The following is a 23,370-nucleotide window of genomic DNA, read 5'->3' as shown; positions in this document are numbered from 1 at the left end:
TGATAACTGACTTTATGACACTTCCCAACGCCGGCAGCGTCTTGGCTACATTAACTGAACTGACACAAGTTAATCGCACCCACGCCCTACTGAGTCGCGTTAAAGACCTTTCGGTTAATGAATTTGTTTGCTTACTTGACTTTATCACGGCTGAATTTCAGCAATTTCTCAGAGCTATTGATCTTATCAATAATGAAGCTCTAGAAAGTATGCTCGAGAAAGTGCTAGAAGCCATCACACTCAAGATTGGTCAAATTCTCCAAGCAGAACATACAGCTATTTTTTTAGTGGACTATGATAAGGCTCAACTATGGTCAAAAGTTCCCCAAGATAATAGCCAAAAATTCCTAGAAATTCGCACTCCCTTAAATGTAGGTATTCCTGGTCAAGTAGCCAGCACAGGTAAATATCTCAATATTTCAGAAACAGCTGCTCATCCTCTTTTTAGTCCAGAGTTGGAAAAACAAATGGGCTATAAAATTCGCAATCTTTTATGTATGCCGGTTGTGAGTAGCAAAAAGCAAATTGTAGCTGTAGTACAACTGGCAAATAAAGCTGGTGATATTCCATTTGATCATGATGATGAAGAGTCTTTTCGAGACTTTGCTGCTTCTATTGGTATTATTTTGGAAAGTTGCCAATCTTTCTATGTAGCGGCTCGAAATCAACGGGGTGCAACGGCTTTGTTGCGTGCTACCCAAACTTTAGGACAAAGTTTGGATTTAGAAGCAACTTTGCAGATAGTCATGGAACAAGCCAGGATTTTAATGCAAGCAGACCGCAGTACACTATTTTTGTATCGCAAAGAAATGGGGGAACTTTGGACAAAAGTAGCGACTGTTAATGATACAAAATTGATAGAAGTCCGCATTCCTTCTAATCGTGGTATTGCTGGTTATGTCGCTTCTACAGGTCAAGCACTAAATATCCCCGATGCTTATCAAGATCCTCGCTTCGATCCAACTACAGATAACAAAACTGGATATATAACTCGTAATATTCTATGTTTACCAGTTTTTAATTCTGCTGGTGAGTTGATTGGTGTCACTCAGTTAATAAATAAACAACAAGGCAGTTTTACGACTTCAGATGAAGAGTTTATGCGAGCTTTTAATATCCAAGCAGGAATAGCTTTGGAAAATGCTCGCTTATTTGAAAGTGTTTTGTTAGAAAGACAGTATCAAAAAGATATTCTTCAGAGTTTATCTGATGCTGTAATTTCTACAGATATGCAAGGTCAAATAGTTACTATTAATGATGCAGCCCTAGAGTTACTTGGTTGTCCTTTGAAGTTAGCTAATGGTAAAACCAATAAGCTGTTGTGGAAACAAAATTTACTGGGTCGTCCAGTTTGGGAGGTTGTACCAGTTGAAAATTTGCAACCACGTCTGGAAGATAGTTTAAAGTATGCAGCTAGGCATTATGTCCCAGAGCAAAATTTACAAGTGGGATTGTATGACTTAGATAGCAATATAACTCAAAATCCAGGATTGAAAAATCAGAAGTTAATTTTGGCGGTGCGCGATCGCAATAATCATAATATTTTTATACCTTGGAATCAACCCCTTACCCCACAATCTGAGTTACTTAATGCTCATGTGGTCAAAATATTAGAACGTAGCATCAATCTAACTGTCAATCCCTTAACTAACCCAGAAGGAGGAGTGAGGGGTGGTTTAGTGGTCTTGGAAGATATCAGCAGAGAAAAACGCCTCAAAAGCACTATGTATCGTTATCTCACACCCCACGTAGCCGAGCAAGTTATGGCGCTGGGAGATGATAGTTTAATGGTCGGTGAACGTAAAGAAGTCACTATTTTATTTTCTGATATCCGTGGTTATACTAACCTCACAGAAAACCTGGGAGCAGCGGAGGTGGTATCCTTGCTCAATCAGTATTTTGAAACCATGGTGGAATCAGTTTTTTGCTATGAAGGAACTTTAGATAAGTTTATTGGTGATGCTTTAATGGCGGTATTTGGTGCGCCACTACCATTAACAGAAAATCACGCTTGGCGAGCAATACAATCAGCATTGGATATGCGCCAAAGACTGGAAGAATTTAATGAGAAGCGAATTATTCAATCCCAGCCGCAAATCCATTTTGGTATTGGTATTAGTTCAGGGGAAGTGGTTTCGGGAAATATTGGTTCTCGGAAACGCATGGATTATACAGTGATTGGCGATGGGGTGAATTTAAGTTCCCGCTTAGAAGGAGTGACAAAAGAATATGGATGTGATATTATTTTAAGTGAATTTACTTATAAGTTATGCGGTACTCGGGTCTGGGTGCGTCAACTAGATAGAATTCGTGTCAAAGGAAAACATCAGGCTGTAGATATTTATGAATTAATTGGTGATCGCACCATGCCCCTAGATGCCAACACCCAAGAATTTCTATACCATTATGATGCTGGACGTGGTGCTTATATATCACGAAATTTCACCCAAGCGATTGCCAGCTTTGAAATTGCCAAACGAATTCGACCTACAGACCAAGCCGTACATACCCACCTTGAACGTGCCTACAATTACCAAAAAACACCACCACCAACTTCCTGGGATGGTGTCTGGACAATAGTAACAAAGTAGCAGGGTGTAAGGGTGTAAGGGTGTAGGTAAAGAATGTTCTCCTTCATCTTCCCCATCTTCCCCATCTCCCAAATCTCCAATCACTCATTCTCTGAGTCAGAACCTTTGTCTTGAAAGGGGTCTTCACCTATTCTCAGTTGCTTTTTTGAGCGTTTTAACTGCTTCCACAGCATTTTGATTTGTTTGTAAGCTTCCCCTGGTGGAAGTTTGCCACTGGTTTCTAGGTTGCAGATGTAACTTACTCTCTGGGCAAATTCCTGTAAATTTGCATTAAAAACCAAGTTCTCAGGCTGTACATGACCGTAGTAGCGACCACGAGGATAGAGAAAATCATCTTTACTAACCATTTTTTTCTCCATATATTTAACTCTCCTCCTGATTTTCTTGTTTGTAGCATAACCACTAACCACTCTGATCTGTATTGTGTTCAGCGAGGAGAATGCTAATGATTAAAGCATGATTACGACAAAGTGATTCAGAGATTAGTCAGTATCAGCTTTGACTTAATGAATCAAGACTTAAGCTATTAAGTAAAAAGTTGTCAAAGAAAGTTTATGCGCATGGGAAACTGGCCAAGGCTATTTACGAACACTTACCCGGTATATAAATTATGTAAATAAATATTACAATCTCCTAGAGGAAGATTTCAACACTGCTCACATTCTCTCAATTATTTCATTTTATTCCTTAATTTACAAAAATGGGTTTTAATTAACTTCAACTAAAAGACAAGTAATTAAAGTATTAATATATATACTTTTTTACAATATTATAAAATTTTATTTACCGAAAATTACAAAAAGTTACCGAAAATCATGAAAATTTTGTGCAGAGTTTACCAGTTTCACCGAAAAGACAGGGGAATAGGAAACATGGAAAGTGGGGTGCAGGGTGCAGGGTGAAGAATTAATTCTTTGGTCTGAACTCCTGACTCCTGACTCCAACCTCAAGAGTTTCAAGCTTAACTATTTTCTTATAAAATAGTTAAGCTTGAAACCATGATCCTCTCAATACTACTTGGTACTTGGTGTTGTACACCTAACTGGACTTGGGAAAAGTTTACTGGGTTTGGGTTAAAGGTTTTTTCTTTCCCCAAATAAATATCAATTGTTCTCCAACTGTATCTACAATTATGTTTGTTCAAACTAAACTCTACGAAGGCAAAGCAAAAATCCTTTACACCACAGACGATCCGGACATTTTGCTGGCTGATTTTAAAGATGATGCAACGGCATTTAACGGACAAAAGCGTGGCAGTATCCAGGGGAAAGGCAGCATAAACTGTACCCTTTCCAGCAAATTGTTTCAACAGTTAGAATCCCATAATATTAGGACTCATTTTATTGATTCTCCAGCCCCTAATCAAATGCGGGTCAGAGCAGTTAAAATTTTGCCATTAGAAGTAGTTATCAGAAATATTGCGGCTGGGAGCCTGTGTCAACAAACAGGATTATCATTAGGTACAGTTCTGCTACAGCCTTTGGTAGAGTTTTATTACAAAGACGACAAATTAGGAGATCCATTGCTAACACGTGATCGCTTACTATTGCTAAAACTAGCTACAGAGGAACAATTTGACGGCATTACCGATCTGGCATTGCAAATCAACGAGTTTCTCAAGGACTTTTGGCAACAGTGTGGGATTACCCTAGTAGACTTTAAACTCGAATTTGGTTTTGACTCACAACAGCAGTTGCTTCTAGCAGATGAAATTAGTCCTGATACCTGTCGTTTGTGGGAAATGGCTGAAAACGATCCTAACCGTCGAGTAATGGATAAAGACCGTTTTCGCAGGGATTTAGGGAATATAGAGAATGCCTACCAGGAGGTTTTACAACGAGTATTAAAAGTGCTGGAAAGCCAAAAGCTTTGAATTTTTAATTTTTAATTTGAATTCCGCAAAGCGGTAAGTGTGGTAGTGAAGAGGAATATGAATAAAATGCATTTATCTCCGATGTTACTGGCAGTTGTGGCGATCACAACCCCTTTTGATAGTTCATTGAGTGCAACTGCACAAACTCCTGATTATACTCAGCAAGTAACAGAAGTTGCCACGGTAGGAACAAACCAACATCTGCCACAGAAAAGCAGTCAGAATCATCTTGATCAACAACAAGAATCAGTCATAGTCACGAAAACAGAAGTTAGAGAACCCGAGTCTCCATCCTCTATAACTCCCTCCATAACTCCTATTTCAGCCTTAACCATTGACTCAACAACAATAGCAACACCAGAAGTAATTCCTCCAAATATCAGCACCTCATCAAAAACAGCACAAGCTTTAAAAAAAGCAATAGCTCCTAACTCAGCAAACAGAGAAAGGAAAGCGGTAATTATCCCCACAGCACAAACCCTAAAAGCATCGCTATTATCTACCAATTCAGTAGGGATAGAGACATCACAAGCAATTATACCCAATATCACCACCCCATCCAAAACAGCACAAGAGCAAGAATCAGAAGCAACTGCTGACACAAATTATATACAGGAAAACGTCGAACCACCCACAGCACAACCAGCTTTCCCGACTAATCCCGAAACAACACCAACAGCAGAACCTCTTGTATTAGTTTCAGAAGTAGCAGTCAAATCTCTAACTGGTGCTATTGCAAAAGAACTAGAAGATAAAGTTTATCAAGCCATTCGTACCCAAGCAGGACAAACAACTACTCGCTCCCAACTCCAAGAAGATATTAATGCTATCTTTGCCACGGGCTTTTTCTCTAACGTGCAGGCCATGCCAGAAGATACGCCCTTGGGTGTAAGGGTAAGTTTCGTTGTTAGTCCTAACCCGGTTCTGAGTAAAGTACAAGTAGAAGCTAATCCGGGAACTGGTGTAGCTTCAGTCATACCTGCCAAAACTGTAGATGAAATCTTCAGTAAACAGTATGGACAAATCTTGAATTTGCGAGATTTACAAGAAGGAATTAAAGAACTAACCAAAAAGTATCAAGACCAAGGTTATGTGCTGGCCAACGTGATTGGAGCACCTAAAGTATCAGAGAATGGAGTTGTTACCCTACAAGTAGCAGAAGGGGTAGTAGAAAATATCAAAGTCCGTTTCCGCAACAAACAGCGTGAGGAAGTAGACGACAAAGGTAATCCCATTCGCGGACGAACAAAAGATTATGTAATTAAGCGAGAATCCGAATTAAAGCCTGGTCAGGTATTTAACCGCAACATCGTGCAGAAAGACCTGCAAAGGATATTTGGTTTAGGATTATTTGAAGATGTAAGTGTGTCCCTTGATCCTGGTACAGATCCAAGTAAGGTAGATGTGGTACTCAATGTGGCGGAACGCAGTAGTGGTTCAATCGCTGCTGGTGCGGGTATTAGTTCTGCCACTGGGTTATTTGGTACTGTTAGCTATCAACAGCAAAACCTGGGGGGTAGAGCGCAGAAACTGGGGGCTGAGGTACAGTTAGGAGAAAGAGAATTGCTGTTTGACCTGCGGTTTACAGATCCTTGGATTGCTGGTGATCCTTACCGTACTTCCTACACAGCTAATATTTTCCGTCGTCGTTCAATTTCTCTGATTTTCGAAGGTAAAAATGACGCTATAGAAACCTTTGACCCTAGTGATATTACTAATGAAGATGACCAGGATCGCCCCCGAATTACCCGTTTAGGCGGTGGTGTATCCTTTACCCGTCCTCTTGCTGCTAATCCTTACCAAAATTCAGAATGGACAGCTTCAGCAGGTTTGCAGTATCAACGAGTTTCTAGCCGTGATGCTGATGGCAATCTGAGAAAAGAAGGGGCGATATTTGATGATAATGGCAATCAAATTAGCCCTACAATTCCTCTGACGCAATCAGGTACAGGTGAAGACGATTTGCTATTATTGCAACTGGCCGCACAACGTGATCGCCGTAATAATCCCTTACAACCTACCAATGGTTCTTACCTCCGCGTCGGAGTTGACCAATCTGTACCCGTGGGACAAGGCAATATTTTACTGACTAGGCTACGGGGTAACTACAGCCAATATTTACCAGTAAAATTCATCGGCTTTGGTAAAGGCGCACAAACCCTAGCATTTAACCTCCAAGGGGGTACAATTCTTGGTGATGTACCTCCCTACGAAGCCTTTACCCTTGGTGGTAGTAATTCTGTGCGGGGTTACGATGAAGGGAGATTAGCAACTGGACGTAGCTATATACAAGCATCTGTTGAGTATCGTTTTCCTGTCTTTTCTGTAGTCAGTGGCGCTCTATTTTTTGATTACGGTAGTGACCTGGGAAGCAATACCAGAACAGCAGAAATTTTGAACAAAAATGGTACTGGCTATGGTTATGGTCTAGGTGTGCGTGTACAGTCACCATTAGGACCAATTCGTATAGACTACGGTATGAGCGATGATGGCGATAGCCGCATTAACTTCGGGATAGGGGAAAGGTTTTAAATTGGTCAGTGGTCAGTGGGTCATTAGCAATTGATAACTGATAACTGATAACTGATAACTGATAACTGATAACTGTTGAAAATCACGGTGTGTACTAAATCTAAATATCGAGCAGATGAGTAATAACAACGTAAATATATTGGCTTTTGGTCTATGCACCAACACACTTTAGCTGCGGAAGTTATCCAAAAGGGTGTGGGGCTGCATAGTGGTGTGAGTAGCAGTTTGAGGATACTACCAGCAGAACCGGGAAGTGATCGCTATTTTGTGCGGGTGGATTTGCCTAATTCTCCTATTATTCCCGCCACAGTTGCTGCTGTTAATCAGACTCTTCTTTCTACTCAGTTGGGTACAGAGGAGGTTTATGTCCGCACAGTAGAACATTTATTGGCAGCTTTGTCTGCTATGGGTGTAGATAATGCTCGCATTGAAATTGATGGTTCAGAAGTGCCGCTTTTGGATGGTTCAGCTCAGGTTTGGACTGATAGCATTGCCGCAGTGGGCTTAGTATTACAACCAGTCTGTGACAAACAATCACCGATATTTATTAAAGAACCGCTTTGGGTGCATCAGGGGGATGCTTTTATATACGCCATACCTGCGCCAGAAACCCGTTTTAGCTATGGGATTGATTTTGATTTACCAGCTATTGGTAATCAATGGCACAGTTGGTCATTATCTACTAATCTAGAAAATACCTTTATTACAGAAATTGCCCCGGCTCGTACTTTTGGTTTATTACATCAAATTGAATATCTACAAAAATCAGGATTAATCAAAGGTGGCACCTTGGATAATGCCCTGGTTTGTGGTTCTGATGGTTGGGTAAATCCACCATTGAGATTTGCAAATGAACCAGTACGCCATAAAATCCTGGATTTAGTAGGAGATATTAGCTTACTGGGCAAATTTCCCCTTGCTCATTTCTTGGCATACAAAGCCAGTCATAATCTGCATATTCAACTAGCACAGAAAATTTTAGAATCATTTTAGAATTTAATTCTGTCTCTTAGTTTTGACTCTGGTTACTAATCCAAGCAAGAAGGAATTAGTAATTAAGAACTACAAATTACTCATTACAAATTACCCATGTCAACTCTCACCCAAGCTAACTCTACCGACATGACTACATCTGAAGGAGATCATCAGGAAACCAATACACTGACAATTAAAACAACCTACTCTGTGGAAGAGATTCAACAATTACTACCGCACCGTTATCCCTTTTTACTGGTAGATAAAATTATTGACTATGTACCAGGAAAAATGGCTGTGGGTGTGAAAAATGTCACCTTTAATGAACCCCACTTTCAAGGTCATTTTCCCGGAGGTGCATTAATGCCTGGTGTACTCATTGTGGAAGCCATGGCGCAAGTCGGTGGGGTGGTCATGACCCAAATGTCTGATAGCCCCAGAGGACTGTTTGTATTTGCAGGTATTGATAAAGTCCGTTTTCGCCGTCAAGTAACACCTGGTGATCAGCTGGTTATGACCGTGGAACTGTTATGGGTTAAACAGCGTCGTTTCGGTAAAATGCAGGGTCGAGCCGAAGTTGATGGACAAATAGCTGCTGAAGGAGAATTGATGTTTTCTTTGGTTAGCTAAAATTCTGCTTTGCTGTTCTGGGCATAGCCGTGAAATGCCCTCAGCCAATTATAAGGGAGGATAACAGTAGTAATAAAAAACCACAAGCGTATTTACTGATATCTGGATTTTCGTCATCCTCACACATAGCTTGTTTTGCCCGACACTTTTTTTCACTGAACTCAGTTCTGGAGAGTCACCCTTGAAGACACTTATTCATCCAACTGCTGTAATACATCCAAATTCGGAACTCCACTCAACGGTGCAAGTCGGTGCTTATGCTGTGATTGGAGCGAATGTCAAAGTCGGACAGGAAACTGTTATTGGCTCTCATACTGTTCTAGAAGGTCCATGTGATATAGGAGCGCGAAATCATATTTTTCCTGGTGCTGCCATCGGTATGGAACCCCAAGACCTGAAGTATGTAGGAGAACCAACTTGGGTGAAAGTTGGCGACAATAATTCAATTCGTGAATATGTGACTATTAACCGTGCTACTGGTAGAGGGGAAGCGACGGTAATCGGTAATGGTAATTTATTTATGGCTTATGTTCATATAGGTCATAATTGCGTGATTGAAGACTCGGTGGTGATTGCTAATTCTGTGGCTTTAGCGGGTCATGTTCACATTGAGTCAAGAGCTAGATTAAGTGGCGTTTTAGGTGTGCATCAATTTGTACATATTGGTGGTATGTCCATGGTGGGCGGGATGACTCGCATTGATCGAGATGTAGCGCCTTATATGTTAGTTGAGGGTAATCCGTCACGGGTGCGATCGCTCAACTTGGTGGGAATAAAACGCTCAGGAATGTCTGCTAAAGAATTCGAACTTCTGAAAAAAGCTTTTCGTATTCTCTACCGTTCTAATTTGCTTTTTAAAGATGCTTTGGTCGAGTTAGAAATGTTGGGAGATACGGAACAATTGGAACACCTACACCGTTTCTTACGGCATTCACAAATGCCAGGAAGACGCGGTTTGATTCCTGGAAAGGCGAGAAAAGGCACAAGAGATGAGTCGTGATTTATCAGTGATGAATGATGGATGAATCACTCCTAAATTCATCATTCATTCATTGGATTCCATAAAAGTGAATACAAGAAGGAAGCAGAAAAACCAAACTTTAAAATCTAAAATCTAAAATTCAAATGCGGATATTTATCAGCACTGGGGAAGTTTCTGGAGATTTGCAGGGGGCGCTGTTAATTACGGCGCTTCAGCGTCAGGTTATGACGAGGGGGTTACAATTAGAGATTGTGGCTTTGGGTGGGGATAAAATGGCCGCAGCTGGGGCAACTATTTTGGGTGACACCAGCGGTATTGGTTCGATGGGAATAATTGAGGCTTTACCGTATTTTATACCTACTATACAGGTACAACGACGAGCAATCGCTTACTTGAAACAAAATCCCCCTGACTTAATAGTGCTAATTGACTACATGACCCCTAATATCGGGATTGGTAGTTATATGCATGAACATTTTCCTAATGTGCCTGTGGTGTATTACATCGCTCCCCAAGAGTGGGTTTGGTCGCTGAGTTTCGAGAGAACAAAACGCATAGTTAGCTTTACGGATAAGTTATTGGCGATTTTTCCTGAAGAAGCTCGTTATTATCAGGAGAAGGGGGCTAGAGTTCATTGGGTTGGTCATCCTTTAGTTGATAAGGTGGCCAATGCGCCGACTCGAGAAGCAGCGCGGACAAGTTTAGGAATTAAACCAGAAAAAATTGCGATCGCTCTTTTAACCGCTTCTCGTCATCAGGAATTAAAATATCTATTACCAGTAATTTTTCAAGCTGCTCAAAACCTACAATCTAAATTACCAGAAGTACATTTTTGGATTCCTCTATCTTTGGAAATATTTAGAGATAGAATTGAAAAAGGTATTCAACATTATGCTTTACAAGCAACAATTGTATCAGATCAAAAACAAGAAGTTTTTGCAGCTGTTGATTTTGCAATTACCAAATCTGGGACTGTAAATTTAGAATTAGCTCTGTTAAATGTACCGCAAGTAGTTGTTTATCGTCTTAGTCCTTTTACTGCTTGGGTAGGGCGTAATATTCTTAAAGGTTCTATTCCCTTCGCTTCACCAGTGAATTTAGTTGTGATGCGGGAAATTGTCCCAGAATTGCTACAAGAACAAGCCACAGCAGAGAATATTACTCAAGCTGCAATGGAATTATTATTAAATCATGAAAAGAAACAAAAAACTTTAGAAGGTTATCAAGAAATGCGGGAATATTTGGGGGAATTAGGAGTGTGTGATCGCGCTGCAAAAGAAATTTTAGAAATGAAAATATAGGTGATAGATTACAGATGACAGGTTGCAGATAATAACAGGTTACAGATAAAATGTTTAGACAACGGCCAATTGCAGTTGACTTATTTGCAGGTGCAGGAGGTATGACCCTTGGCTTTGAACAAGCAGGTTTTGATGTACTTGTATCTGTAGAACTAGACCCAATTCATTGTGCAATTCATAAATTTAACTTTCCCTTTTGGAAAGTCTTATGTAAAAGTGTAGAAGAAACAACAGGGTCAGAAATTAGAAATAGTTCTGACATTGGTAATCAAGAAATTGATGTAGTGTTTGGCGGTCCACCATGTCAAGGCTTTTCATTAATTGGTAAACGTTCTATCGATGACCCTAGAAATACTCTAGGTTTCCATTTTATTAGGTTGGTTTTGGAACTACAACCTAATTTTTTTGTTTTGGAAAATGTTAAAGGAATGACCGTAGGTAAACACAAAGAATTTACTACGGAAATAATTGATAAGTTTGAAAATAATGGTTATAAAGTAAATCGAAATTATCAATTATTAAATGCTGCTAATTATGGAGTACCACAAAATCGAGAAAGATTATTTTTATTAGGTTGTCGTCAAGATTTAAAATTACCAAATCATCCAGATAAAATTACCCATCCTGCCAAATCTAATAACTCTATAGCTTGCACCACAATTGCACTATCAAAATTACCATCAACACCTACAGTTTTGCAAGCTATTCAAGACCTACCGGAAATAGAAAATTATCCAGAATTATATCAACAGGATTGGGTAGTAACTGATTTTGGAAAACCTAGTAATTACGGGAAAAAAATGCGTCATCCTAGCCTATCCAAAAATAATTATTCCTATCAGCGTAAGTTTAATCATAACATTCTAACATCCAGTTTAAGAACAAAACATAATCCCGAATCCATCGAAAGATTTGCATTAACTCCCTATGGAAAAATCGAACCAATCAGCCGTTTTTATAAACTAGCTCCTGATGGCTTATGTAACACACTCAGAGCAGGAACAGCAAGTAATAAAGGTGCATTTACTTCCCCTCGTCCCATACATCCTTTTAAACCTAGATGTATTACTGTTAGAGAAGCTGCACGGTTGCATTCTTATCCTGATTGGTTTAGATTTCACCCTACAAAATGGCATGGTTTTAGACAAATCGGTAACTCTGTTCCTCCACTTTTAGCTCAAGCTGTAGCATCAGAAATTATTAAAGTGTTAGGTATAAAATCTTCCCAACTTAAGTTTGGTAAAGATTTAAAAGATTTAGGAGAAACCAGGTTATTAACATTTGATATGTCAGAAGCTGCTAAATATTTTGATGTTAATCCTGATGTTATAGAACCTAGAATTAGAAAGAAATGAATTATACAGCAGGAGTCAGGAGTAAAACTCTCTTGCTGTCTTGGTTTCAATTTAGATTCTGTACCTCATTGATCTGCAATATACTGTAAATATTAATAGGCAATCTAACCCACCCTTAACTAATATTATGTCACTACTCCAAGATTTTGTGTAAATGAGATAAGCCATTTTTTTCGCTTTATTATTTGCATCTTAGCGCGAAATAAAAGATCTGAAATGTAAGGTAAGCCACTACAACCAAACAGATAAAAATACTAAACTCAGATTCTATTACCAACAAAAATTATGCAAAAGCTGGGTTTATTTTTAATCATTATCTCATTTTTACCCTGGCTGGCGATGGCAATAATTTTGCCATTTATATCACTTTCCGTTGCCCAAAAAGCCCTGTTAGTACCAGCGTTATTGGTTTTGGCTGAAGTTATATTTTGGTTAGGTGCGCTACTGGTAGGAAAAGAAGTAGTGCAGCGATATCGACATTATTTGAATTTCCGTTACTTGCGGATATTGTTCAAAAGATGGAAGCGGAAAAACAGAAAAAGATTCTAATTGGATAGAATAAGTATTTAGAAACCTTTGTATAAATTAAGAAAATGGCAGGATACAAACTCAGCGAAACCGAACTACAACAAGCCCTCAATAGTTTACCAGGATGGCAAATTAAAGAAGGCAAGTTATACAAAGAATACAAATTTAATTCCTTTGCTACAGCCTTGGGTTGGATGGTAACTGTCGGCGTTCACGCGGAAATAATGGAACATCACCCGGAATGGTTTAATGTTTACAGCACGGTCTGGGTGAATCTTGTTACCCACGACAACGGTAATGCTATCAGCAATTTAGATATTGAACTAGCGAAGAAAATGGAAGAAATCTATAGTTCGTAATTGGGAATAGGAATTAATTAATCTCCTCCATTTTCCAGTCCCTAATCACCTAACTTGTTTCCTGAATTTGTAACCTAATCGTTTGTTCTCTTGGACCACTCAGTTGCAGTTCCATGACTTCTCCTCCCAGCGGTTCTACGCAACTGAGGAGCGCTCGCAAATTGGGGGTACTTGCACCAGTATCAACGTATAATCTATCAGCCAAGTTACTGATTTTTTTCCAAGTCATGTATAACTTGGCTATACTTTGTTCCATTTGAGATGCTTGATTTACTAAATCCGCCGCAATACTCAAACAGCCTATTCTTTGGGCTTCTTCTAATGCGGTTTCAATATCCACATTTTCTTCTGTCAGTGCCTGAACTTGGGCAGCAGATTTGAGATATTTTGCTAATTGACGGGCTTCTGTGGTGGCTTGTTTGAGAGTATCAATATCAGGATTAGCCGCTATATCCCTTTGTAATACCCTTCGGTGTGATTCTGGCAGTTTTTCCATTTCCTTGACCAGAGGGGCAATATAGCGAGCAGGAAGGCTATTATCTGCGGCTTTTTCCTTAACTGGTTCAGGTAAGAATTCTGAAGACATGGCTGTCCATTCGTCGCTGAGTTGACGGACTTCTCTGCGGGTGATGCGATCGCCTTTTTGGGCGGCTTCACTCACCATCTGTTGTACTTCTGGGGGGGCTTTGGCGGTTTCTACAAATGCCCGTTTACTAAAATTATTAACACTGCCTGGATCAAGTTTGCCTTCTTCTAGGAGAGTATCAGCACTGTTAGCCAATTGAATCCAGGAATAAGCTTGAGTTTTACTAATTTCCCGTTCCTTCAACCATTTGAGGAAACCAGTACCTCTGCTATCACCACCTTTTTTTTCTCTATCGCGGATAGCCCGTAAAATGCGACCTCGCCAAATTTCTGTTTGCAAATCAAAGCGATCACATACTTGCCAAGCTACATCTAACTGCTGTAAAAAGTCAGACTCAGCAATCTGTTCATCTTCTGGATCTGGGAGTTCAAAGTCTAAGTCTACTGGCTGTTGCAGTGCAGCAGCAAGGTCATTCATAGAGTCGGTATCTTGCACGATGGATAGCTGGTTGGTGTGTGCGATCGGTTGATTGTCACAAATACTGCGTACTTACACAGAATAGGCAACAACAAACAGCTAAATATTATATAGCAATCCGGTTTGATTTATGATGGCTTGCGTGCCGTAAGCCAGAATTACTCGTTAGGGCAGAGAATAGGCAATAGGGAATAACCAAGAATAAAACTTCTAGTGTACGGAACGGAATTTTTTCAAAAATAGAATAGAATCCTAGAGTTAAAAAATTAAACTAATTGTCTAGAAGCACAACAGCGATCGCCCAATATAAACCCGGTCTTCCCAGTAAAAATAACATTACCCATCCCCCTGGAGGAAAGGGATGGAAGAAATTACTCTGTAAAACATTACTGGTCATCGTAGTGTGTACAGACATATCCCCTTTAGGGGGAGCACAGTCAAAGGGAGTTATCAACCCGTCAATACCAGGAGCTGTAACTCCCACCAACACTATTTTGTTTTGGAAAGTCTGAGTAGGTATTTGTTGCTATACTACATCCACAAAGGAATATTGTGGTATCTTGTGGGCTTTAATGTACTTTTGCCTTGTCCACGGAAACTGTCCAAACTCATTTAAACTTTTATCATCTATTACCACTATTACCACACGCTCATCCTAGTTAGCTTCTCCGCGCAGGCGAAATAGGTATGATCCATTCCAGTGCTTAAAAGATTCCCAGCAGGACAATAACAGCCACTATCAACATTCACATCCAACTGGGGCGCAAACGCCAAATAAATCGATCTTTGTTTATTTTTATAGGTGACAGACCTGGAAAGTTTGCGAACTTCTAAGTAGCGGTTAACTCTTACCTGCAATTTATTCTGTGCTAATACTTGACGGATTGTTAACAACGTAACTACAGATACACCTAATAATAGCTAATGTCTTTTGATTCCGATGCTGCTATTTGATCCTCGTTTCTAACTTACGCGATACCAGGCACTTTCTAATTGTTTCCGATAATCTAGAAATTAGACTTCAGCTAAACAAAAATGAACCACGTAGACTATCTCCGCATTAGTTTATCGTTGTAATTTCCGTTGTCTGTACTGTATGCCAGAGGGTGCAGAATTAAACTATATCCTCAAACAACAGTTGTTAACTGGTGGGGAACTTCTCACTCTGATTCAAGAGGTATTTATTCCTGTCGGTTTTACCGAGTTTCGTTTGACTGGTAGTGAACCTCTGTTACGTCCTGGTGTGGTGGAGTTGGTGAAGGAAATTGCCAATTTTCCCCAAACTCAGGATTTAGCAATGACTACTAATAGATTTTGATTAGCACCCATAGCGAAGAATCTCTATGATGCAGGTTTAAGAAGGATTAATATTAGTTTAGATTCTCTTGACCCAGATACCTTTGAGCAAATTATGGGTAATCATGGGCGTGGACGTTGGCAACAAGTTTGGGAAGGGACTCAAGCTACCTATAATGTGGGTTTTGATCCGTTAAAGTTAAATGTATTTGTAATTAATTCCTGGTGTTAATGACCATGAAATTTTAGATTTAGCCGCGCTGACGATTGACAAAAATTGGCACGTCCGGTTTATTGAGTTTATGCCTATTGGTAATGGTCAATTATTTAGCGATCGCCCAAATCTTTGGTAATGGACCTGCTGGTGTGTTTCAAATTCCAGGAGGGAAGAGAATACTAGGTTTTATCAGCCAGATATTATAATGTTTTTGTGATCGTTGTAATCGATTAGGTCTACGTGCTGATGGCTGGTTAGGTCCCTGCTTATTAAATGAAACTGGTCAAATCGATTTAAAAACCTCTTTGCTTGCTGGTATTAGCACCGTTCAATTGCAACAACAAGTTCGACAACTATTAAACTTCAAATCTGAAATTAACTTTAAACAACGCGACTCAGGTACAGTCGGCTATTACACCCGTACCATGTCGCAAATTGGGGGTTAGTCATTAGTCATTAGGAACAGGGAACAGCGAACAGAAAAGAATAACAATTCATCACTGATAACTGATCACTGACTACTGACTACTGACCACTGACTATTACGCTTGACGTGAGTAGTATTCCACCACAAGCAGTTCATTAACTTGTAGTGCTACCCATTCTCTTTCAATCACACTATTAACTTTGCCAGTTAATTTATTTTTATCAAATTCTAAGTGATTGGGGAGGTTAGCTAAACCGGGATATTGCAAGTTAGATTCCACCAATTTCTTGGATGCTTCATTATCCCTCACAGCAATTTCTTCACCAGGACGGCACTGATAGCTGGCAATATTCACTACACGACCATTAACAGTGACGTGACCATGATTTACTAGTTGACGTGCTCCGGGAATGGTGGGGGCCATACCCATGCGAAAAACTGTATTGTCTAAGCGCATTTCGAGCAATTGCAGCAAAACCTGTCCAGTAGAGCCAGTTACACGCCTAGCTTTACGAACGTAGCGCAGCATTTGTTTTTCTGTTAACCCGTAGTTCAAGCGGAGTTTTTGCTTTTCTTCTAGACGGATAGCATACTCAGAACGTTTTTTACGGTTCTGACCATGTTGTCCTGGTGCATAGGCGCGTCTAGCACTTTTTCGAGTTAGGCCTGGTAATTCGCCCAAGCGGCGGACAATTCTGAGGCGAGGCCCTCTATATCGGGACATGAGTTTCCTTAATTTAATCCTGTTTAAACTTTACCCAAATTTTTAATTATTACATTCCTTGCTCCAATTAGCTAGAGGATTATCAATAAAATTATCTGTGAACAGATAGATATACAGCAGATTGCAGGTAAATAAAGTCCGCAGTTTCCATCAAAAAATGGCTTACGCCAAGCCCCACTATCAAGTATCAAGCGTATTTTACTCCTGACTCCTGAATTTTGCTGTAAATTCCGCATTTTTGATGCGTGCTTAGATTATACACAAGGAGAGAAAAATCAGCACAATCTGATCATTAAGGACATTATTGATGATTTAGGTTTAGTTATCAATTTGAGAAGCAAAAAATTCCTGAATTTTAGAACAGGGTGAGAAAATTCTAAGTTAGCATAGCCTTGGGTGTTTGGAGAATAACGGAGAATAGCAATGATAAAAAGGCTAAAACAAATTAGCAGCAGAATTTTCACAGTTCCAGTTGTAGCTATAGCTGGATTGTTAACAAATATTCTGCCGAGCCACGCTGTTATAGACTCTTATAGAAATGATTACCGTGCCTGTGCAGCGCAATTATTGAGTGTAGGAGTCGCAACACAAGCAGCATCTCAAGGTTGTGCCACAGCAATGCGACCCAGAGAGTTGTCTACCTGCGTGGCTCAAATTAAAAAGCAGACACAGATTAACCCTAAAGATGCCCTTTATTCCTGTGGTCAAGCCCGCCGTCCGGAAGATTTAGCTACCTGTATAGTGGGTATTAGCAAAAGCACTAAGGAGGAAATTAATCAAGCTACCTTAACCTACTGTGGACGTAGTTTATTACCGATGACTTTTGCTCAGTGTGTAGTTGGCTTGGGTCAAGAAATTGAGATGACTTCAATTCAGGCTTTGGATACTTGTATAGATACCAGTGATCGGTCTAGTGGCATTGGAACTGGAATGACAACACCACCGGTTTCTATGCCTCGTTTTGAGACTGTTCCCATGCCATCAGCTCCTAGCATTAAGTAAATTGGTAACGCTTTAAAGTTAGCAGTGAGTCGCATAATTCTAGGGTTGGGAAACTTTCCACCCGACTAGTCTGTCCAACCAAAGATGATGGGGTTAAGGCAAGTTTGAGGAGCAAATAAAATAAGGTTCCAGCTTTAACCCTCTCGAATTTGCTTTCACTGACTACTAAGATAATGTGAGAACTTTGCTTTCTACACATATCACATTTGTGTCAGATTACTGGTCTTGATTAGCAAACACCATTTGTAAGACCATAGGCATACCTCCATCTTGGTGATATTTATCTGCCCAAGCACGGATGATTTCATCTAATTCTTCCATAGCCTGCTGCATTTGTTCAATGGGGATATCCAATTCTTCCACAGCACGCATAGAATTGGCTTTTCTTTCCGCCCAATCTTTCATCATGCGGAAATAGCGAGCAGTATCTTCCACCATTGTGTAAGTACGCTCTTGGTCGTCTGCTGGGGCGTAAAAAGGACGAGTCAGTGCATAGAAGGGCATTCCCCAAGGTGAATCAATGCGTGTGACTGTACCTGAGTAGAGTAAACGGCGCTTGATATGTTCTGCTAAGGCTTCACTCAGGGGCATTTGGTGGTGAGGTGGTAACTCCTCTTGTGATCGCTTGTGGAGAAACTCAATCAACTCCAAAAACTCAAAGGAAGTAACTAACTGAGCATCTGGTAAGTTTTTGGGCAACTTGCGCTCAATTTGCTTTTTCTCTTCGCTTGTCAAGCTTGTACCAGGAACACGGGATCTTCCTGGATGCCAAGGATATTTTTCCATCCATAGATATGGCAGTTGAATCAAATAGCGCGGTTCTTGGGAACCCAGCATTTTTAGCAATTTACCTTCAGTCAGAGCTTGTCTTACTTCTTCAACAATGATTTTTACTCGCTTTGGCTCAAGGTGGTGCAAATGTCCTGTCATTCGCAGGTTTTGTCCCTGCTCCAGATAGGTCATATAAATTGCACACTTAGCTGCTGTTGCGGCTGCATCCAAAAATGCTCCATGCCTGTGTCCACTTGTACGCATGGCACTGAAAGCTAGATAAAGCATGATCTGATCCATCGCACTCGGACCCAGACGTTTGATCAGATCTATGTCGTTACTCATATTCACAGACAGATGAATGGCACGTTTACAAGAGTGATATTCAAATTAAACTACTCATCATACACCCAATTACAATTTTTGTCTTCACCTGAAATGAAGGTTTGTCATGCTTTCACCATAGTTTGGCTATGGTTTTGATGATATTAGGGTGTAGATCGCTAATTCTAACAGCAAAGGTGACTTAGCTCACCACTAAATTATGGCATTGCGCTACATCAAATTAAATCTAATTAATGCAGCTAATTTGCTTTTTTTGCCAACTGAACTTTTGGCTGCAATGCAATGCTGTTCACTCATAAAAGCTAATCCTAGTTTAGCACCTAATTTATCTTGATTTAGAAATATGAAAGTTACTTGAATTCAAAAGTCAATGTTCTCTCAAAATATGTAGTTTCATGTTTCTGCATCATTTAATTCTTGAAGCTAGAAGATTGCGATTGAGTTTGCACTTTCTCAAAGCTGAGAGCAACAGCACCACCAGTTACTAATAAAACTCCCAAGATTTGAATGAGATCCAGTTTTTCCTGAATCATTAATCCAGCAAAAATCACTGTTAAAATTGGAACAACAGCACCAATTATAGCCGAGCGTGGCCCACCTAATTTGCGAATTCCAAAGTTGTTAAATAAATATCCACAAAGAGTGAGAACACCCAACATAAAAGCACTTAAAATCACTTCCAGTAAATTGGATGATCTAATAGCTAAACTCCAATCGCTTGGTAATGGTACTAATAAACAGATGAAGCTTAATAGCAACATTGTGGCAAAGTTAATTAAAGCAAATGAAACTGGATGCAGTTTCGGAGCGCATAACCTAGTAAAAATTACGTAAATAGCAAAAGCTATTCCGGACATAATTCCAGAAATAATTCCTAAAGAGGTATTACTCGTACCAGTTGAATAACTACCCAAGATTAATAATTGACCAAAAAAGATGCTGGAAATTGCACCAGAACTAAATAAATTAGGACGCTCACGAAAGAGAAACCATGATAAGAGTCCAGTAATCATGGGATAGATAAAGAACAGTGCGATCGCGATTCCTGTTGTTACTTTACCAATAGCAATGTAAATCAGTACCTGTGACAAAAATAAAAAGCCACCACTTACAACTGATAACAATAAAACTGGTTTTGTTTTGTCACTATTGGTAGCAGTACTTATACTCACTGAATCAAATAAATTTTGTAGGTCTTGCCAAACTGGGGGATGTAAGATGGGAGCCAAAAGTAACATCAATGGCACAACCACCAATAACCGGAGCATTAAAATTAAGAAAATATTCCCCAAGGTTGGTGATATCAATTGCTGGGTTTCAAAATTTCCGAGCAAATCAGAACCTTCATTAAAAAGCGCCTTCACAGCTACGTTATAAAGCGATGACATCACTGTTGAGGATGCAACCAACAGAAAACCTCCCTGAATCGGCGACCAGTTTGGAGAATTGCGGGTTCTTTGTCGTCGATGTATTGTTTCCCCGTTGGGTGTTAGTGGGGGTTGGTATTTAGTTGATTGCTTTGCTGAGAAATCAGGAGAAAGAACAGAAATTGGCTCAGGTGTTTTGGATTGAGTTGGTGGTTCTGTGGTTAATTGTTGTGCTGAAGAATCAGCAGTGATAACAGAAGTTAACTCAGATATGTTTTGTTGAGTTGGTGGTTCTGTGGTGGATTGTTGTGCTGAAAAATCAGCAGTGATAACAGAAGTTGACTCAGATATGTTTTGTTGATTTGGTAATTCTGTGGTGGATTGTTGTGCTGAAAAATCAGCAGTGATAACAGAAGTTGATTCCGAGGGCTGATTTTCCTGGGGGAGTGGAAATGTAATCACAGCGTTGATTGCTGAATTTTCATTTTTTGGCGATTCCTGAGTTACCAAGGAAATTGGTTCAGCAATAATTCGTTCTGGTGATTTTTCCAAAAAACCGTTTTTGTGAGGTTCAGTTAGTTGTAAAACTGTTGGCGCACCTCCTGTTACCACCTTGAGAGGAATGGTTTCTCTGGTCTTCTCTAGTTCCCCTCGGAGGCGATTCACAAATTCTGATAAAATCTCTTCCCCTTGCTGCCGTTGGTCATGCATTCGTGATAGCTGCTGGGAAAGATGACTCTGATAATTTTTGAGTTCTTGTTGCAGCGAGCTAAAAGCAATGGTGACAGTATCATCGAGATTGTCCAGCATTTGGCTGACATTTTCACTGATCTCACTAGCTACTGTAGAGTTGATTTTAGCAGATCTGAGCGCGGCACGTTCAGAAGGCTCAACTTCAATTGATTGGGTAGCTAATGTCTTCAGTGAAGATTGCAATTGGGAGGATATGTGCTTTGCTAAAACTTCCGCCAGCTGACGAATTAGAACTTGTTGTTCGGTAATTTGTCGAGCCTGTTGTAACTTGTCTTTTTCCTCTATCAGTTTTTGGATATCATTCACTAAACGGGTTTTTTCAGCTTCTAGACGCTTTACATCGTCTTGCAAAGACTTGAGAAGATTTTTTTGTAGATTTTCTAGGTCTTCAACTATATCCCAGAGGGCATTTTCAGCTGCTCTAGATAGGTCGCCTCTGATTCGTGGGTTGTCTGGTCGCTTTTCAAATCGCCCCATTAGTTTCTAACCTCTAACACCTTGACGATAAATTCAGATACCAGTTGTCAGTTATCAGACTGATAACTGTTCACTGTTCACTGTTTGCTGTTCACTGTTTACTGTTTACTGTTTCAAAGCCTTGCAGATTGCTAGGTTGTTAAAAACCAAAATTTGTGCGAAGTGTAAATTGCGTGACAGTTTCCGTTGCTCTGAGGAATTAAAGTATTGTTCTGGGAAAAATAGAAGATAATACTATCTGGTTCCTGGACAATATTCTAATAAATGACTAACAATTCTGCAAAAATAGGCTTTAGTTTTGGGAGTATTTGCAGAATATACCAGTTTGTGATTGGGTTTAATTCGGATTGAATGTAGGGGTAAAGCACCAAAACTTTTAGAACTACTCAGTAGTATTACTCAGGTTATAAACGGCGGATGTATTGCACTCATGATGAGAACTGCTAGGTAAGAACCTCAATAGATTTCATTTTAAATTTAATATGATCCGGATAATACTGAATATTATGGCGCTGATTACAGCACTGATTGGGACTGTAATTACCCAGGCTGTGGCGATTCCTTGGAGTGTTTGAAATTTGATGGATTTGAGGTTTTGCACCAGTCCAATGCCTACTACACCACCAACAAGCGCATGAGAGGTAGATACAGGTAGACCTAATCGGGAAGCTAGTAAGATGGTAGTGGCTGTGGCTAGTTCGGCACAAAATCCGCTACTAGGTTGTAGGGAGATGATGTTTTCAGCGATGGTGGCTATGACTTTTTTGCCCCATATTGCCAAACCTGCGACTATGCCGACACCACCAAGAATCGTAATCCATAAGGGAATCGTGATTCCGTTGTTCGGGACGCTATGTGTTTGATTGATGTAGTAAATGACAGCTAGGGGTGCAATCGCATTGCCGACATCATTTGAACCATGTGCAAAAGCGACAAAGCAAGCACTTAATAGTTGGAAGCGTCCGAATAATTGCTCTGTGGGATTAGTGATTGGTGATTGGTGATTGGTGATTGGGGAGTTCAGTTTTCTCCAGCTATAGAGTATAAGTCCAATTGCTGCTGCTGCACCTGTGAAAATGGGGATGTCGTGAGCAGGGATGTTGAAACCGACTTTCTCAATTAAAAAGTTTGTCAGTGGTTTAGTTAAGGATGGTAGAACTATTACACCAAATATACTCAGTAAAGTTGTGCTTAACCAGGGAATCCATTCTTGTAATTGTAGGCGAGGGTCTGGTTGAGATAAGATCCAGTGTTGGATGAAAACGTAAAAAAAAGCAGCGATAATTGCACTAATAATGGGTGTTAATACCCAACCTATGGTTATTAAACGAATAGATGACCAATCTATTGCTTCTATGCCTAATGCTACCCAAGTAAAGCCTGCAATCGCACCGACTACTGCATGAGATGAGGAGACTGGTAAACCTAGTGCGGTGGCTATTTGCAGCCATACCCCGGCTGATATCAGTACCGTTACCATCCCTAAAGCGAGGGTTTGTGGTGTAGCGATAAATAAGTCGGGGTGGGCAATTTTCGTCCCTAGTGTTTCTGTCACTCCATGCCCGAATAATACAGCACCTGTAAATTCTAGGATTCCGGCAATAATGATTGCTTGTTTGAAGGTGACGGCTTTAGAACCTACAGATGTTCCCATGGCGTTAGCAACGTCATTTGCACCCAGGTTAAAAGCAACGTATAAGCCTAAGAAAGCGATTATAATCATAATTGTCTGATAGCGTAGCGTGGCGCAAGCCATATCAGGATGTCCAGGATTTAAGGATGAACAGGATTTTAGAATGAAA

The 23,370-nt window shown here is 40.1% G+C and carries 18 protein-coding genes and 1 pseudogene; 12 read left to right on the top strand and 7 right to left on the bottom strand.

Translation table 11 applies throughout. From position 1 onward, the window contains the following. Nucleotides 1–14: 14 nt before the first annotated feature. Nucleotides 15–2,591 (top strand): adenylate/guanylate cyclase domain-containing protein, encoded by a 2,577-nt coding sequence (locus AAZO_RS17805; RefSeq protein ID WP_013192301.1) that lies wholly within the window; start codon nt 15–17, stop codon nt 2,589–2,591. A gap of 80 nt (nt 2,592–2,671) precedes the next feature. Here the strand turns inward: AAZO_RS17805 and AAZO_RS17800 are convergent, their stop codons facing one another. Next, a complete protein-coding gene (locus tag AAZO_RS17800) occupies nt 2,672–2,950 on the bottom strand; it encodes a DUF7219 family protein (protein ID WP_013192300.1) in 279 nt (92 codons plus the stop codon). A 773-nt stretch (nt 2,951–3,723) separates the two neighbouring features. On the opposite strand from AAZO_RS17800, the gene purC reads away from it, so the two are divergent. The 9 genes from purC to AAZO_RS17755 all read left to right on the top strand — a co-directional run bounded on the left by purC (nt 3,724) and on the right by AAZO_RS17755 (nt 13,126). Next, entirely contained in the window at nt 3,724–4,464 is a 741-nt protein-coding gene (purC, locus tag AAZO_RS17795) for a phosphoribosylaminoimidazolesuccinocarboxamide synthase (protein WP_013192299.1), read from the top strand. Between the two features lie 66 nt (nt 4,465–4,530). Continuing rightward, nucleotides 4,531–6,996 carry a BamA/TamA family outer membrane protein gene (locus tag AAZO_RS17790; RefSeq protein WP_013192298.1) on the top strand — a complete coding sequence of 822 codons (2,466 nt, stop codon included), beginning with the start codon at nt 4,531–4,533 and terminating at the stop codon, nt 6,994–6,996. A 153-nt stretch (nt 6,997–7,149) separates the two neighbouring features. Continuing rightward, nucleotides 7,150–7,989, top strand: coding sequence for a UDP-3-O-acyl-N-acetylglucosamine deacetylase (gene lpxC, locus AAZO_RS17785; RefSeq protein ID WP_013192297.1), 840 nt, complete (start codon nt 7,150–7,152; stop codon nt 7,987–7,989). 96 nt (nt 7,990–8,085) lie between these two features. Next, nucleotides 8,086–8,601: a 3-hydroxyacyl-ACP dehydratase FabZ gene (gene fabZ / locus AAZO_RS17780; protein WP_013192296.1), complete on the top strand. Its 516-nt coding sequence runs from the start codon at nt 8,086–8,088 to the stop codon at nt 8,599–8,601. 181 nt (nt 8,602–8,782) lie between these two features. Then, on the top strand, nt 8,783–9,601 hold the full coding sequence (gene lpxA, locus AAZO_RS17775; RefSeq protein WP_013192295.1) for an acyl-ACP--UDP-N-acetylglucosamine O-acyltransferase: 819 nt from the start codon (nt 8,783–8,785) through the stop codon (nt 9,599–9,601). 125 nt (nt 9,602–9,726) lie between these two features. Continuing rightward, nucleotides 9,727–10,884 carry a lipid-A-disaccharide synthase gene (gene lpxB / locus AAZO_RS17770; protein ID WP_013192294.1) on the top strand — a complete coding sequence of 386 codons (1,158 nt, stop codon included), beginning with the start codon at nt 9,727–9,729 and terminating at the stop codon, nt 10,882–10,884. 50 nt (nt 10,885–10,934) lie between these two features. Then, nucleotides 10,935–12,239 (top strand): DNA cytosine methyltransferase, encoded by a 1,305-nt coding sequence (locus tag AAZO_RS17765; RefSeq protein ID WP_013192293.1) that lies wholly within the window; start codon nt 10,935–10,937, stop codon nt 12,237–12,239. Between the two features lie 285 nt (nt 12,240–12,524). Beyond that, nucleotides 12,525–12,788 carry a transporter suffix domain-containing protein gene (locus tag AAZO_RS17760; protein WP_013192292.1) on the top strand — a complete coding sequence of 88 codons (264 nt, stop codon included), beginning with the start codon at nt 12,525–12,527 and terminating at the stop codon, nt 12,786–12,788. Between the two features lie 44 nt (nt 12,789–12,832). Next, nucleotides 12,833–13,126 (top strand): 4a-hydroxytetrahydrobiopterin dehydratase, encoded by a 294-nt coding sequence (locus AAZO_RS17755; RefSeq protein WP_013192291.1) that lies wholly within the window; start codon nt 12,833–12,835, stop codon nt 13,124–13,126. A 49-nt stretch (nt 13,127–13,175) separates the two neighbouring features. On the opposite strand, the gene AAZO_RS17750 is transcribed toward AAZO_RS17755, so the two are convergent. Further along, nucleotides 13,176–14,189 (bottom strand): hypothetical protein, encoded by a 1,014-nt coding sequence (locus tag AAZO_RS17750; RefSeq protein ID WP_013192290.1) that lies wholly within the window; start codon nt 14,187–14,189, stop codon nt 13,176–13,178. A 271-nt stretch (nt 14,190–14,460) separates the two neighbouring features. Then, on the bottom strand, nt 14,461–14,709 hold the full coding sequence (locus tag AAZO_RS17745) for a CHASE2 domain-containing protein (protein WP_081462820.1): 249 nt from the start codon (nt 14,707–14,709) through the stop codon (nt 14,461–14,463). A gap of 515 nt (nt 14,710–15,224) precedes the next feature. Here AAZO_RS17745 and AAZO_RS17740 point away from each other — a divergent pair. Further along, nucleotides 15,225–16,148: pseudogene (locus AAZO_RS17740) on the top strand (GTP 3',8-cyclase MoaA). Nucleotides 16,149–16,244: 96 nt separating this feature from the next. Here AAZO_RS17740 and rpsD read toward each other — a convergent pair. Next, entirely contained in the window at nt 16,245–16,853 is a 609-nt protein-coding gene (gene rpsD, locus AAZO_RS17735; protein ID WP_013192288.1) for a 30S ribosomal protein S4, read from the bottom strand. Nucleotides 16,854–17,276: 423 nt separating this feature from the next. On the opposite strand from rpsD, the gene AAZO_RS17730 reads away from it, so the two are divergent. After that, nucleotides 17,277–17,855: a hypothetical protein gene (locus AAZO_RS17730; RefSeq protein WP_013192287.1), complete on the top strand. Its 579-nt coding sequence runs from the start codon at nt 17,277–17,279 to the stop codon at nt 17,853–17,855. 216 nt (nt 17,856–18,071) lie between these two features. On the opposite strand, the gene hetR is transcribed toward AAZO_RS17730, so the two are convergent. The 3 genes from hetR to AAZO_RS17715 form a co-directional block, all read right to left on the bottom strand. Then, nucleotides 18,072–18,971: a heterocyst differentiation master regulator HetR gene (gene hetR / locus AAZO_RS17725; RefSeq protein ID WP_013192285.1), complete on the bottom strand. Its 900-nt coding sequence runs from the start codon at nt 18,969–18,971 to the stop codon at nt 18,072–18,074. A 410-nt stretch (nt 18,972–19,381) separates the two neighbouring features. Then, nucleotides 19,382–21,568 carry an EamA family transporter gene (locus tag AAZO_RS17720; RefSeq protein WP_013192283.1) on the bottom strand — a complete coding sequence of 729 codons (2,187 nt, stop codon included), beginning with the start codon at nt 21,566–21,568 and terminating at the stop codon, nt 19,382–19,384. Nucleotides 21,569–22,034: 466 nt separating this feature from the next. Further along, nucleotides 22,035–23,324, bottom strand: coding sequence for an inorganic phosphate transporter (locus AAZO_RS17715; RefSeq protein WP_013192282.1), 1,290 nt, complete (start codon nt 23,322–23,324; stop codon nt 22,035–22,037). Nucleotides 23,325–23,370: the final 46 nt, after the last annotated feature.

Origin of the sequence: 'Nostoc azollae' 0708, from assembly GCF_000196515.1 — a bacterium.
In the GTDB taxonomy this organism is placed as follows: Bacteria; Cyanobacteriota; Cyanobacteriia; order Cyanobacteriales; family Nostocaceae; genus Trichormus_B; species Trichormus_B azollae.
The sequence above is the reverse complement of the archived record's forward strand: the minus strand, read 5'-3'. Positions and strand labels throughout refer to the sequence as shown.